Annotated in this window: 13 protein-coding genes; 4 read left to right on the top strand and 9 right to left on the bottom strand. The window is 71.9% G+C overall.

The genetic code is table 11. The features are described from left to right. The 3 genes from ABZ490_RS46740 to ABZ490_RS46730 form a co-directional block, all read right to left on the bottom strand. Positions 1-647: Gfo/Idh/MocA family oxidoreductase (locus ABZ490_RS46740; protein ID WP_359005160.1), on the bottom strand; the 647-nt coding region annotated here is incomplete at its 3' end. A gap of 18 nt (positions 648-665) precedes the next feature. Further along, positions 666-2,093: a sugar porter family MFS transporter gene (locus tag ABZ490_RS46735; protein ID WP_359005157.1), complete on the bottom strand. Its 1,428-nt coding sequence runs from the start codon at positions 2,091-2,093 to the stop codon at positions 666-668. 11 nt (positions 2,094-2,104) lie between these two features. Further along, complete coding sequence (locus ABZ490_RS46730; protein WP_359005154.1) at positions 2,105-3,055, bottom strand: TIM barrel protein; 951 nt, start codon at positions 3,053-3,055, stop codon at positions 2,105-2,107. A gap of 245 nt (positions 3,056-3,300) precedes the next feature. Here ABZ490_RS46730 and ABZ490_RS46725 point away from each other — a divergent pair, with 245 nt between their 5' ends. The 3 genes from ABZ490_RS46725 (at position 3,301) to ABZ490_RS46715 (ending at position 6,125) form a co-directional block, all read left to right on the top strand. Further along, on the top strand, positions 3,301-4,371 hold the full coding sequence (locus tag ABZ490_RS46725; RefSeq protein WP_359005151.1) for a LacI family DNA-binding transcriptional regulator: 1,071 nt from the start codon (positions 3,301-3,303) through the stop codon (positions 4,369-4,371). A 55-nt stretch (positions 4,372-4,426) separates the two neighbouring features. Then, complete coding sequence (locus ABZ490_RS46720) at positions 4,427-5,530, top strand: FAD-dependent oxidoreductase (protein ID WP_359005148.1); 1,104 nt, start codon at positions 4,427-4,429, stop codon at positions 5,528-5,530. 181 nt (positions 5,531-5,711) lie between these two features. Then, positions 5,712-6,125 carry a DUF6069 family protein gene (locus tag ABZ490_RS46715; protein WP_359005145.1) on the top strand — a complete coding sequence of 138 codons (414 nt, stop codon included), beginning with the start codon at positions 5,712-5,714 and terminating at the stop codon, positions 6,123-6,125. Between the two features lie 10 nt (positions 6,126-6,135). On the opposite strand, the gene ABZ490_RS46710 is transcribed toward ABZ490_RS46715, so the two are convergent. The 5 genes from ABZ490_RS46710 to ABZ490_RS46690 form a co-directional block, all read right to left on the bottom strand. Further along, the gene (locus ABZ490_RS46710; RefSeq protein ID WP_359005143.1) at positions 6,136-7,074 is read right to left on the bottom strand and encodes a VOC family protein; all 939 of its coding nucleotides are present in this window, start codon (positions 7,072-7,074) and stop codon (positions 6,136-6,138) included. Between the two features lie 12 nt (positions 7,075-7,086). Then, positions 7,087-8,118 (bottom strand): amidohydrolase family protein, encoded by a 1,032-nt coding sequence (locus tag ABZ490_RS46705; protein ID WP_359005140.1) that lies wholly within the window; start codon positions 8,116-8,118, stop codon positions 7,087-7,089. Then, positions 8,115-9,263 carry an FAD-dependent monooxygenase gene (locus ABZ490_RS46700; RefSeq protein ID WP_359005137.1) on the bottom strand — a complete coding sequence of 383 codons (1,149 nt, stop codon included), beginning with the start codon at positions 9,261-9,263 and terminating at the stop codon, positions 8,115-8,117. Before ABZ490_RS46700 ends, ABZ490_RS46705 begins: the two co-directional genes overlap by 4 nt. Before the next feature lie 86 nt (positions 9,264-9,349). Next, positions 9,350-10,312 (bottom strand): cyclase family protein, encoded by a 963-nt coding sequence (locus ABZ490_RS46695; RefSeq protein WP_359005134.1) that lies wholly within the window; start codon positions 10,310-10,312, stop codon positions 9,350-9,352. Continuing rightward, on the bottom strand, positions 10,309-11,313 hold the full coding sequence (locus ABZ490_RS46690) for a fumarylacetoacetate hydrolase family protein (protein WP_359005131.1): 1,005 nt from the start codon (positions 11,311-11,313) through the stop codon (positions 10,309-10,311). Before ABZ490_RS46690 ends, ABZ490_RS46695 begins: the two co-directional genes overlap by 4 nt. Positions 11,314-11,448: 135 nt before the next feature. On the opposite strand from ABZ490_RS46690, the gene ABZ490_RS46685 reads away from it, so the two are divergent. Further along, complete coding sequence (locus ABZ490_RS46685; RefSeq protein ID WP_359005128.1) at positions 11,449-12,357, top strand: LysR family transcriptional regulator; 909 nt, start codon at positions 11,449-11,451, stop codon at positions 12,355-12,357. A 65-nt stretch (positions 12,358-12,422) separates the two neighbouring features. Here the strand turns inward: ABZ490_RS46685 and ABZ490_RS46680 are convergent, their stop codons facing one another. Then, positions 12,423-13,664, bottom strand: a complete 1,242-nt coding sequence (locus ABZ490_RS46680) for an MFS transporter (protein ID WP_359005125.1) — start codon at positions 13,662-13,664, stop codon at positions 12,423-12,425. Positions 13,665-13,750 lie beyond the last annotated feature (86 nt).

Raw genomic sequence — 13,750 nt, 5'->3', positions numbered from 1 at the left:
GCGGTCTCGAAGAGCATGATCTGCGGGTCCTTGAGGTGCGCGAACCGCTTGCTCGTCGAGCGCGGCGTGACCACCTGGGCGGAGACGATCTCGTCATCGAGCAGCCAGCGCAGCACGTCCACCTCGTGCACCGCCGTGTCCAGCGCGGCCATCGCGGAGGTGTACGACTCCGGGACGGTCGGATTGCGGTGGGCGCAGTGCACGATGAGCGGCCGGCCGATCCGGCCGGAGTCGATGACCTGCTTCATCTGGCGGTAGCCGGTGTCGTAGCGGCGCATGAAGCCGACCTGGACGAGGCGGCGGCCGTGGGCGGTCTCGGCGTCGATGATCTTCAGGCAGTCCTCGGCGGTGGTGGCGAGGGGCTTCTCGCAGAACACGGGCTTCCCGGCGGCGATCGCGTCGAGCACGTGCTCGGCGTGGGTGGGGCCCCACGAGGTCACGAGAACGGCGTCCACGTCGTCCGCCGTGACGACGGCAGCGCCGTCGGGCAGCACCCGGGCGCCTGCCGGTGCGGCGGCCTCGGTGGCCCGGGCCGCGTCGATGTCGGTGACCGCGGTCACCCGGGCACCGGTCACGGTCTCGGTGAGCCGACGGATGTGTTCCTTGCCGATCCAGCCGGCGCCGATCACTCCTACACGTACGGTCATGGTCATCCCTTCAAGGGGTCAGGAGGAGAAGCGCGCCCGGAGTTCGGCTTCGAGGGTTTCGAGCGTGCGCCCCTTGGTCTCGGGGACGTAGCGCTTGACGAAGGCGAGCGAGAAGCCGCCCGCCACGACGAACAGGAAGAAGGTGGAGGAGATCCCGATCCCGTCGACCAGGGACGGGAAGACCAGCCCGATCACGAAGTTGGTCAGCCACAGCACCACGGCCGCGACACCCATGCCGAAGCCGCGCATCCGCATCGGGAAGAGCTCCGACAGCATCAGCCAGGTCACCGGCGAGATCGCGCCCTGCTGGAACGCGAGGAACGTGACCGTCATCGCGAGCACCGCATAGGCCCGGCCGTCCCCGGCGGGCAGCACCAGCGAGAACACCCCGATGAACAACAGGGCCGCCGTGGTGCCGATCTGACCGACCATCAGCATCGGACGACGGTTGACCCGCCCGAGCAGCCAGATCCCGAGGAAGGTGGCCAGCACCGAGATCACACCGTTGGCGATGTTCGCGGTCAGCGCGCTGTCCGAGGCGAAACCGGCGTCGGTGAGGATCTGCGTGCCGTAGTACATGATCGTGTTGACGCCGGTGATCTGCTGCACGATCGCGATCCCGAAGCCGACGAACATCAACTTCCGCACCCAGGGCACGGACTTGATGTCCTGCCAGCCGCCCAGCTTCTCCTGCTCGTCCTTGACGGCGAGCGCGGACACCTCGCTCAGCTCGGCCTCGGCCCGCTGCTGCGAACGGACCTGCTTCAGCACCTCCAGAGCCTCCGGGAAACGGCTCTGCGAGGCCAGCCAGCGCGGGCTCTCCGGCATGACCAGCATGCCGAACCACAGCACCACGGCCGGGACCGTGGCGATCACCAGCATCCACCGCCACACCCCGCCGGACTCACCGCCGACGTTCGCGATGACCGCGTTGGAGGTGAAGGCCAGCAACTGCCCGCTGACGATCATCAGTTCATTGCGGGTGACCAGCGCGCCGCGCCGCTCGGCGGGCGACACCTCGGCGAGATACACCGGCACCGTCACCGACGCGCCGCCGACCGCGAGGCCCAGCACGAACCGGGCCACGACCATGACGGCCGTCGTGGGCGCGAGCGTGCAGCCCAGCGCGCCGACGAAGAACAGCACCGCGAGGGTGAGGATCGTACGGCGCCTGCCGCGCGCGTCCGACAGCCGCCCGCCGGTCACCGCGCCGAGCGCGGCGCCGAGCAGCAGGGAACTGGTGACCATGCCCTCGGTGACCGGTGTCAGACCGAGGTCGTCGGTCATGTAGGGCAGGGCGCCGTTGATGACACCGGTGTCGTAGCCGAAGAGGAGTCCGCCGAAGGTGGCGACGACCGTGATGACCCGCAGCCGCCGCGACACGGCGGGCGAGGGGGCGTCGATGGTGAGGGCGGGGGCCTGAAGCGCGTCGTCCCTGACGTCCATGGGCCGTCCTCCTAGCGGTCGAGGTTTGGGCGTCGGGTCCCGCTCAGGCCGCAGCCGGCGAGGTGCTCACGGGTGCTGACCGCGATGGGCAGCGGCACCTCGGGCGCGCACGGGTACAGGTCCTGCTCGACGATCACGAACAACTCGGCTTCCAGCAGGCCCAGTTCGGCCACGACCTCGGCCGGGTTCGGCACCCCGGCGGGCGGCGACACGCACACGCCACGCTTGACCGCCTCACCGAACGGCAGATCCTCGGCGGCGACCTGGGCGAGCACGGCCGGGTCCATCTGCTTGATGTGCACATATCCGACGCGCTCGCCGAACCGGCGGATCAGATCGAGGTTGTCACCGCCGCCGTAGGCCACGTGCCCGGTGTCCAGGCACAGGTTGGTGTAACGGGAGTCGGACTCGTTGAGCAGCCGCTCGATCTCGGGCTGCGTCTGGATGTGGCTGTCCGCGTGCGGGTGGACGACCAGCCGCACGTCGTACTCGTCGAGCAGCAGCTTGCCCAGCCGGTCCGCGGCCCGACCGAAGCCCGCCCACTGCACGGCGGTCAGTTCGGGCGACTCGGTGAACGCACCGGTCTTCTCGTCCCGGTACATCGGCGGGATGAGCACGAGGTGGTGCGCGCCCGCGGCCCGGGTCAGCGTGGCGACCTGCCGGACATGGGCGAGCATCTCGTCCCAGGCCTCGGGCCTGTGCAGCGCGCCGAAGGCGGTACCGCCGGAGACCCTCAGCCCGCGCGCGTCCAGCTCCTGCTTGAGACGCTGGGGGTCGGTGGGAAGGTAGCCGTACGGACCGAGCTCGAACCATTCGTAGCCGGCCTGCTTCAGCTCGTCGAGGAAACGGGTGTACGGGACCTGGTGCTCGTCCTCGGGGAACCAGATGCCCCAGGAGTCGGGAGCGGAGCCGAGGCAGAGGTTGCCCACGGTGGTGCGGAGGGGGGATGGCGCCGTTGCCATGGCATGTCCTTCGGAGGAGGGGAGCAGGTCAGTTGCTGGTGGGGAAGGTGAATCCGGCGGTGATGTGCTGGGTGGGCTGGGGCCAGCGGGTGGTGATGACCTTGGGGAGGGTGTAGAAGCGGATGTTGTCTGTCGCGCTCTACTAGCGCGCTCTAGTGCGAGTACGATGACCCCTGTCCAAATGTCATGTCAATAGCTTGTTGCCGGGGGATTTCGTGGATGCTGCGGGCAGGCAGCGGCCCACGATGGCGGACGTCGCCGCGAAGGCGGGGGTCTCGCGGGCGCTGGTGTCGATCGTGTTCCGCAACCAGCCGGGCGCGAGCGAGGAGACCCGTGAGCGGGTGCTGAAGGTGGCCGACGAGATCGGCTACCGGCCCGACAGTGCGGCCCGGCTGCTCGCCCGCGGGCGCAGCCGCACTCTCGGGGTGATGTTCGCCGTCCAGCAGATCTTCCACAAGGACCTCATCCAGGGGATCTATCCGGAGGCCGAACGGTTCGGCTACGACGTGCTGCTCTCCGCCGCCGCCGAGGGGCGCAGCGAGGCCAAGGCCGTGGAGGCGCTGCTCGGGCACCGCTGCGAGGCGCTGATCGTGCTCGGCTCCGAGGCGGAGGCCCTCGACCTCGACGAACTGGGGCGCAGGGTGCCCACCGTCTCGGTGGGCCGGCGGTCGCCGCGGGCGTGCGCGGACTTCGTGCACTCCGCCGAGGGGGAGGGTGTACGGCAGGCGATGGATCATCTCGTGGAGCTGGGACATCGGCGGATCGTGCACATCGACGGCGGGCGGGGGCCCGGTTCCGCCGAGCGGCGGCGGGCCTACCGGTCGGCGATGCGCCGGCACGGGCTGGAGTCCGAGGCCCGGGTGATTCCCGGTGAGCACACCGAGCAGTCGGGTATCGAGACCGGGCTGCTGCTGCTCGGGGAGCGTGACCGCGGGGTGCCCCTGCCGACGGCGGTGCTGGCGGGCAACGACCGTTGTGCGATGGGGGTGTTGATGTCCCTGACCCGGGCCGGGGTGGAGGTGCCGCGGGACTTGTCCGTCGTGGGCTACGACGACAGCCACCTCTCCCACCTCATGCCCATCGGCCTGACCATCGTCCGGCAGGACGCGGCGCTGCTGGCGGAGTACGCGGTGCGGTTCGCCATGGAGCGGCTGGAGAGTCCCCAACTGCCGTCACGTGAGGCGGTGTTGGATCCTCAGCTAGTGGTGCGGGGGACCAGTGGGCCGGTGCCGGTGCGGGTGCCAGGGTGGCGGCCTGAAGGCGCGGCGGCCGGACACCTCTTCACGGAACCTTCACCAACTCCCCAAGTGCTTTAGGTTTCAAGGGGATACGCTCGCGCTCAATCCCCCCACCCAGCACAGGAGACTCGTTGTGCGAGACGGCAACGTAGTGGTGATAGGCGGCGGTTACGCGGGCGTCCGCCTGGCGAAACGCCTGGACGCGACGGCGAACGTCACGCTCGTGGACCGCAAGGAGGTCTTCTTCCACCGTATCGCCTCCCTGCGCGCCGGTGTGCGCCCGGAATGGACGGTGACCCCCTTCATCCCGTACGACCGGCTGCTGCGCCACGGCCGGCTGGTCGTGGGCAAGGCGGTCCGGATCGACCCCGTCGGGCGGGAGGTCGTCCTCGCCGCGGGGGAGCGGCTGCCGTACGACGTCCTGGTGATCGCCACCGGTGCCGACTACCCCGAACCGGCCCGTTTCAGCGGCGGGACGGCGGAGGAGGCGGCCAGGGTGTTCGGCCAGCACCAGCGGAAGATCGCCGGTGCCGAGCACGTCCTGGTCGTGGGCGGCGGGCCCTCCGGGGTCGAGCTCAGCGCCGAGATCAGGCTGGCCCGGCCCGACGCCCGGGTCACCCTCGCCCACTCGGGGGCGGAACTGCTGACCTCCACGGGCAGCGCCCGTGCCGGCCGCAGGGCCCGGGCCTGGCTGGAGTCCCATGGGGTGGAGGTGCGGCTCGACTCCTTCATGTCCCCGGGCAACGACTTCGCCACCTACCGCGACAGCCGCGGCGCTGTCCTCGTCGCCGACCTCTCCTTCTGGGCGACCGGCACCACCCCCAACACGCTCTGGCTGCGGCTGGCCGGGCACGGGGACTGGCTCAACGGCACCGGGCACGTCAAGGTCGACGGCATGCTCCGGGTGGTGGGACGGCCGGACGTGTTCGCGGTCGGTGACGTGAACGACGTGGGCGAGCTGAAGGTCACCCCGGCCGCGCTCTCCCAGGCGGAGACCGCCGCCCACAACATCGGCGCGTATCTGCGCAGTCCGGGCCGGCACGGCAGGACGCGCTCCTACCGCGGGGTCCACCGCACCCCGCTCATCGTGCCGTTCGGCTCGTCCGACGGGGTGACCGTCCTGCCCGTGCCGGGCGGTGAGACCGCGGTGCTGGGCACCCGGACCACCACCATGGCCAAGGCGAAGACCCTGATGACCCCGTTCATGCGGCGCCAGCTGGGCTACACGGCGGCCTGACGCCGGCACCCTTTCGTACCCCCACGCCCTCGTGGGCGAGTGCTTGCCCACGCCTCGTTCCACGAGGGCGTTTCCTTCCACTCGGGCTTGAAATTTCAAACACATTGGGGGAGGGTGAGGATGTGCTTGAGAGTTCAAGCGTATCGAGATCCGCAGGATCCGTCCCCCCCGTGGAGCCCCCATGTCTGTCGCTTCTGAAGCCGTCGCCGTCCGCCGAGGTCCGCTCGTCGTCGTGGGAGGGGTGATCGCCGCCGTCGTGGTCGCGTCCGTCGTGGACGCGGTGCTGGCCCTCGCCGCCCTGGCCCTGGGCGCCCCGGACGACTTCCAGCCGCTCAAGCCCGGGTCCTACATCTTCCTGACCGCCGTCGGGACCGTGGCCGGCGCCCTCGGCTGGGCCGTCGTCCGCAAGGTGTCCAAGGACCCCGCGGCCCTGGTCCGGTGGCTGGTCCCGGCCCTCGTGGTCGTGTCGTTCGTCCCGGACTTCCTGCTCTTCGGCGCGGGCGGGGCCATCGGTGTGACGGCGCTGCTCCTGATGCACGTCGCGGTCGCGGCGGTCGCGGTGTTCGCCTACCGCAAGGTGATGCCGCTGTCCTGATCCACGGGGATCAGACCGGCGGAGCCACGAAGACACCCGGGTCGACGTCGTTGAACGACTCCTTCGCCACGAACTCGTTCATCGGGTTCGCCGTGCCCCACTGGTCGGTGACCTCGGGCTGCGAGAAGTCGTAGACGTGCGGGTGCCAGGTGTCCTCGTCCAGCAGCTCCAGCTCCGTCGTGTACTCGACGGTGTTGCCGTGCGGGTCGAGGAAGTAGGTGAAGGTGTTGTCGCCCGCCATGTGCCGGCCCGGGCCCCAGATCTTCTGGAACCCGGCCCGCATCACCCGGCCGGACCCGCGCATGTACTCGTCGAGGCCGCGCATCTCGAAGGAGACGTGGTGCAGGGAGGTGTGCGGGCCCTTGGCGAGGGCCATGGAGTGGTGCTGGTTGCTGATCCGCATGAAGTGCATGACCTCGCCCATGTGCGGCGAGCTGAGCGTGTCGGAGAGCCGGAAGCCGAGGTGGGTCTCGTACCACCGGCGGGTCCGGTCGAGGTCCGGGGAGTTGAGGACGACGTGGGAGAGCTTCACCGGGATCGCCTCCTTCTCCTCGATCCTGCGGTGCCGCCGGACCTCGACGTCCGCCGAGACTTCGAGAGTGCGGCCGTCGACGTCGAAGAAGCGGAAGCCGTAGCCGCCGCCGGGGGTGTCGACCTTCCCCGGCTGGGAGATCAACTGCACTCCGCCCGCCAGGAGTTGCTCGGCGAGCGTGTCCACGTCCGCCGCGCTCGCCGCGCCGTACGAGACGAGGTCGAGGCGCTTCTCCTCGGACTTGCGCAGCCGGACGACATACTGTTCGGGGCTGCCCTCGGCGGCCAGGAAGGAGATCCCGGAGTCCTCGGCGACCTTGGTCAGGCCCCAGACGCCGGCGTAGAAGTCGAGCTGCTTGTCGTAGTCGGGCACGGCCAGGTCGACGTGCCGCAGATGGGTGAGCAGGCGGTTGCCCATGGGGGATCCTTCTCAGGAGAGGGTGAGCAGGGCGGCGGCGTTGCCGCCCCGCACCGCGTGGAAGTCGTCGTCGGGCAGATCCGCGGCGCGCAGTGCGCCGACCGGGTCCTCGGTGCCCATGTCGAAGGGGAAGTCGGAGCCGAGCAGGACCCGCCGCGGCCCCACGGTCAGGAGCAACTGCCGCAGCACGTGCGGGTCGTGGACGAGTGAGTCGAAGTGGATCCGCTCCAGGTAGCTGCTCGGTTCACGGGCGCAGCCCCGTGCGTCGGGGCGGGCCCGCCAGGCGTGGTCGGAACGCCCGATGTGGGTGGGCAGATAGCCCCCGCCGTGCGCAGCGATCAGCCGCAGCCGGGGGTGGCGGTCCAGGACGCCGGAGAAGATCAGGTGCGACAGCGCGACCGCGTTCTCGGTGGGCTGGCCGACGGTGTTGGACAGGTACCACCGGTCCAGCCGCTTGTCGAGCGTGCAGCCGAACGGGTGCAGGAAGACCAGGGCGCCGGTCTCCTCCGCGCGGGCCCAGAACGGCTCCAGCCGGGGGTCGGACAGCTCGACCTCCCGCGTCCCGCCCGGGCCGGGGGCGTGCGAGGAGATCTCCACGCCCCGCAGGCCCTGCGCCAGCGCGTGGTCGAGCAGGGCCGGTGCGAGGCCGGGGTGCTGGAGCGGGACGAGACCGAGGCCGTACAGCCGGTCGGGGGCCTTGGCGCAGTGCGCGGCGGTTCCCTCGTTGGCCAACCGGCAGACGAGTGCGGCCAGTTGCGGGTCGGCCCAGTAGTGGTAGTGGGACGGCGAGGGGCTCACCAGCTGGATGTCCACGCCCTGCGCGTCCATCGCGGCCAGCCGTACCGCGACCTCCGTCAGCCGGGGGATGCGTGCGCCGACCATCGGGCCGTTGACGGCGAGGGCGGCCGGGCCGTTGCGGCTCGCGTCGAGATCGCGGGCCTCGGCGAGACCGGCCTGCCCGGCGACGGCCTGCTCTATGTCGGGCAGCAGGAGATGGGCGTGGACGTCGATGGTGGGCGGCGACTGGGGCTCGGTCACGGTCACGGGAGTTCCTTGAGGGCGGTCAGGGTACGGCGCATCAGCCCGGGGACATCGGCGTCGCGCCGCCCCTCCAGCAGCCACTGGGCGAGCTGGACGGAGGCGTCGACGACTCTGCGCACCCGGGGCAGCCGGCGGGCGTGGTAGTCGGTGAGGACCCGGTCGAGGGCGCCGGCGTCCCAGCGGTCGAGGCCGGTCAGCAGCTCGGCGAGGACCTGGACGTCCTCCAGGGACATCGCGGCACCCTGGGCGAAGGTGGGCGGGCAGCAGTGGGCGGCGTCGCCGGCCAGCACCACCCGGCCGCGGTGCCAGGGGCCCTCCACCAGCAGCCGGTCGAACCAGGTGTAGTTGACGACCGAGGGATCGGTGAACGCGGCCCGCAGCTCCGGCCAGGCGCCGCCGTAGTTCTCGCAGAGCGCCCGCATCTCGTCGGCGAGTCCGGCCGGGTCCAGCGTGGCCCGGTCCCGGGCCGGCTCGACGAGATACGTGTAGACCGTGTCCTCGCCGGTCGGACAGTACCCGGCGATGAAACAGCGGCCGCCGTAGATCATCTCGGTGCGGCGGACCCCGGCCGGGCGGGGCGCGGGGGCACGCCAGATGCCCATGCCGGTCGGCTCGGGCCGGTCGGGCACCCCGATCATGGCGCGGGTGGCGGAGCCGAGGCCGTCGGCGCCGACCACCAGGGCGTAGCGGCGGGCCGTGCCGTAGGAGAAGGTGACGTCCACGCCCCCGTCGTCCTGGGCGAACGCGGTGGCCGTGGTGCCGAGGCGGACGTCGGCGCCCGAGGCACCCACCATGCCGATCAGGAGCTGCTGGAGCCGGGGCCGCTGCATCCCGATGTGGGCGGGCAGGTCGTCGCCGCCGGTGCGGAGTTCCTCGTGGGCGTGGAGCACGGTGCCGTCGGGGGCGAGGACGGCGACGCCCTCGGCGGCGTACCCGTCCTTCTCGACGTCCTCCAGCACCCCGACCTCGCGCAGCACCCGCAGGGCGTTGCCCTGGAGGGTGATGCCGGAGCCCGCGGCGGCCTTCCAGTCCGGGCTCGCCTCGATCAGGTCGACGGCGATCCCGGCCCGGCGCAACAGCACGGTCAGGGCGTTGCCGGAGGTGCCTCCGCCGATGACGAGGACACTACGCGTCAGGCTGTCAGCCATGTCGGGGATACCTCCCGGGGTCGGGCCGCGCGGCGCGGCCGCACGTCGATGGAGCCACGCGCCGCTTCGGGGCGCGGCGGCGTGCGTTACTTGACGGCGATCGGGTTGAGCGGGGAGCCCACGGCTCCGGTGATCGGCAGTGGCGCCGCGGTCAGCCAGAACGCGTACACGCCGTCCTCGGCGCAGTCCGCGGCGAGCGCGTCGAGGTCCCACATCTCGCCGATCAGCAGACCGATGTGGGGGATGGCGACCTGGTGCAGGGGCTGGAAGGCGTGCGCGAACTCGTTCGGGCGGACCTCGAAGCCCCAGGTGTCGGTGGCGATGGCGGCGATCTCGGTGCGGTGCAGCCAGCCGGCCGAGGTGAACGACAGCCCGGGTGCCGGGCCGCCCGCGTAGTCGCCCCAGCCCTCGCGCCGCGCCCGGGCGAGCTGCCCGGTCCGTACGAGGACGAGGTCGCCGCGCCCGACGGTCACCCCGTGGGCCTCGGCGGTCGCGGTCAGATGCTCCTCGGTGACCGGGAACCCGTCGGGCAGCTCTCCGTCGGTGCCGACGACCCGGCCCACGTCGAGCAGCACCCCGCGGCCGGCGGCGTACGGCGCCATGTGCTCGATGCCGGTGACGAGGTCGCCGTCGGAGGTGACGACCTTCTCGGCGGCCCGCCCGTTCCACGCCTTGCCGTGGTCGAAGATGTGCCCGAGCCCGTCCCACTGCGTGGAGCACTGGAGCGGCATCGCGATCACGTCGTCGGCGCCGCCGATGCCGTGCGGGAAGCCCTGGTTGCCGAGGGCCGCGTCGGTGCCGGTGTCCAGCATGGTGTGGACGGGGTTGGTGCGCCGGCGCCAGCCCTTCTGCGGGCCGTTCATGTCGAAGGACTGCGCCAGCGAGAAGCTGACCCCCCGGCGGACCAGGGCGGCGCCCTCGCGGCGCTTGGCCGCGTCGAGGAAGTTCAGGGTGCCGAGGACGTCGTCCTCGCCCCAGCGGCCCCAGTTCGAGCATGCCTTGGCGGCTTCGGCGATCGCGCCCTCGGGGTCGTGACGGTCCGGGCTCATGCCGTCCCCTCCGCGACACAGCGGGTGCGCTGGGCGCCGAGCCCGGTGATCGAACCGTCCATGACGTCGCCGTCGCGCAGCAGCCGGCCCCAGTGGATGCCGTTGCCCGCGGGGGACCCGGTCAGCACCAGGTCGCCGGGCAGCAGCCGCGCGGTCTGCGAGATGTACGACACCAGCCGCGCCACCCCGAAGAGCATGTCCTTGGTGGACTCGTCCTGCATGACCTCGCCGTTCAGCTTCAGCGTCACCCGCAGGTCGCCGGGGTCGGCGAGCGACTCGGCCGGGACGAGCCAGGGGCCCAGCGGGGTGAAGCCGGGGGCGTTCTTGCAGCGCAGCCAGTCCGTGCCGATGGCCTTCATGTCCCGGCGGAACACGGTCGCCCGGTCGGTGAGATCGTTGGCGATCGTGTACCCGGCGACGTACTCGAGGGACTCCTCGACGGAGACCCGGTGGGCGGGCCGGGAGATCACGGCCGCCAGCTCCAGCTCCCAGTCCGGCTGCTCCGCCCACGAGGGCAGCACCACGTCGTCGAACGGGCCGGTGACGGTGCTGGGCAGACCGATGAAGACGTACGGCAGGTCCTCGGCGGCCCGGCGGTCCATGACCGCGGCGATCTCCGCGCGGGCCTCCTCCACCGTGCGCGGGTCGTCGGGGGAGCGGTGGGCGACCTCCAGGTCGATCACGTGCTGCCGGTAGTTCGCGCCGGACTGGAAGATCTGCCGGGGCTCCAGCGGCGCGTGCACCCGCAGGCCCTCCAGGGGCCGCCAGTCCCGGGTGCCGTCGTCCGCGAGGGCGCGCAGGACCGGGAGGGTCTCCTCCCAGCGCTCCACCACGGCGCGCAGCGCGGTCGGCGCGAAGGCGAGCGCCCGGCTCAGGTCCAGGACCCGTCCTTGGGCCAGGAGACCGGGGAAGGCCGGCCCGTCCGAGGTGTCTTCCGCGGCCTGCCGGACGGAGAACGTGCCGAGCGCGAACGGGCCGGCAGGTTGCGCGAACGTTGCCATGAGATTTCCTCCTGCTGGGGTGCGGTCTACTCTGACCCTGATCGGCAGATCACGGAAATCAATCCTGTGGATCTGCCACATCCACGGCATGGATGGCTCGGCAAATGGCTCTTCGCTCCCTAGGTGGTGCCCCCGGTGAACCTGTCCCGACTCGATCTCAACCTGGTCGTCGCCCTGCGCGCCCTGCTGGAGGAGCGCAACGTGACCCGGGCCGGTGAGCGCATCGGGCTGAGCCAGCCCGCGATGAGCGCGGCGCTGGCGCGGCTGCGGCGCCATTTCGACGACGAATTGCTCGCCCGCACCGGTAACGCCTACGAGCTGACCCCGCTCGGAGCCGCCCTCAGGGACCGCAGCGCGACCGCGTGCGATCTGCTGGAGCGGGTGTTCTCCAGCCAGGCCGACTTCGAACCGGCCGCGGAGAACCGGGAGTTCACCCTGCTCGCCTCGGACTACGGCGCGGCCGTGTTCGGCGCGGCGCTGGCCCGGTCCGTGCACGAGGAGGCGCCCGGGATCCGGTTCACCTTCCAGCATCCGGCGCCCGGGGTCGTCGAGAACACCGCGACCACGCTCAGCACCGTCGACGGGCTGCTGCTGCCGCACGGTGTCATCGACGGCTTCCCGGCCGTCGACCTCCACCAGGACCGCTGGCTCTGCCTGGTCGCCGACGACCACCCCGACGTCGGCCACGAGCTCACCCTCGACCACCTGGCCCGCCTGCCGTGGGCGGTCTACCAGCGGCCCTACGACGCGCCGGTCGCCCGGCAGCTGAGCATGCTCGGCATCAGCCCCCGGGTGGAGGTCTCCGTGCAGACGTTCCAGCTGCTGCCCCACATGGTCGAGGGCACCCGCCGGGTCGCGATGATCCAGGAGCGCCTGGCCCGCAAGGCGGTCCGCGCGGCGGCGGTGCGGGTCCTGCCCTGTCCGTTCGAGGCGGTTCCGGTGCAGGAGGCGCTGTGGTGGCATCCGGTCCACGCGCAGGACGCCGCGCATATCTGGCTGCGCGAGAAGTGCGCGGAGGTGGGGGCGACGCTGGCCGAGGAGTGAGCGGTGTGCGTCGCGGCCGGTCGCGCCCACGCGGCGGAGCCGCATGTCGATACAGCCCAGCGCCCCTAGGGGGTTCGCCCTCGGGTCAGTTGGAGTGCTGCCGCCACCAGGGCCGATGCCAGGCCCAGTAGGCCCACCGCGCCCGCCAGGCTGCCGACGGCCGCCTTCAGGGCGAGCAGGACCAGCGGGCAGACGAACTCGCCGCCGAAGAACGCCGCCGTCCACAGCCCGGTGCCGCGGCCCCGGTCCGCGAAGGCCAGCCGGGACATGGCGCTGGTGAGCAGGGCGGGCAGCAGCATGCCGGTGCCCACGCAGTTGACCACCGCGCCGACGACCAGCACCGGCGCGCTCCCGGCGAGGAACATCACGCCGAAGCCGGCCGCGCAGACCGCGAACACGGCCGGCAGCATCGGCTCGGGGGAGCGCTTCAGCCGGGCGAAGGCGACCGCCCCGCCCACCGTGGCCGCGCTCGCGGCCGCGGTGGCCAGCCCGATCACCCCGGAGTTCTCCACCCCGAGGTCGTCGAGCAGGTATGACATCTCCACCGGGACGGTGTAGAAGACCATCGCGCCGAAGAAGGTGAGCGCGCAGACACCCGCCAGCTGCCGCCAGGGGAAGCCGCGCCGCGCCGGTTCCCCGGCCGCGGCCCCCTCGTCCGCACCGGTCTCCGCACGGGCCGTCCCGCCGGGCAGGGCGGAGGCCATCAGCGGGGCGAGGAGCAGGCTGACGGCGTACACCCAGAACGGCACCCGCCAGCCCGCCGACCCGGCGGCCCCGCCCAGCACGAAGAACACGGTGGCCGAGGCGGAGGCGCACATGGTCTGGAGGGCGAGGTACTTCACCCGCCGCCGGCCGGTGTAGTAGTCGCCGATCAGGGTCGTGCAGCAGGTCATGATGGCGGCCTCGGCGACCCCGACCAGGGCGCGGCTGGCGATGATGGCGCCGAGCGAGTCCAGCCAGAGCGGCGCGGTGCCGAACGCGGCGTACAGGACGGTCGCCACGACCAGCAGCCGTTTGCGGCCCAGCCGGTCCACGATCACCCCGGCGAACGGGGCCAGCAGCGCCAGCGCCAGCGCCGGCACGGTCAGCGCCAGCGGCACCAGCGCCTCCGCCCCCGGCACCGAGGCGAAGTGGTCCTGCATCTTCGGCAGCACCGGGGCGATCAGCACCGCCCCGAGGATCGGCAGACAGCTGCCCGCCATCAGCAGGGTCACCCGCAGCAGATGGGCCGGGCCCGAGACGGGGACGGGCGGGGGAGCGGTGTCGTCGACCGCGGCGGGCGACGACGGCGGGGCGGAACCGGGCATGGCGACTCCAGGGACGGTGTACGGGAGCGGGCATGCCTGGGGCGGAGGCGCCGGGAAGCACGGCATGCTGCGGACGGCCGCACACC

Origin of the sequence: Streptomyces sp. NPDC005811, assembly GCF_040630405.1 — a bacterium.
Taxonomy (GTDB): Bacteria; Actinomycetota; Actinomycetes; order Streptomycetales; family Streptomycetaceae; genus Streptomyces.
Note: the sequence above shows the minus strand (reverse complement) of the source record. Positions and strands in the feature narration are given on the sequence as shown.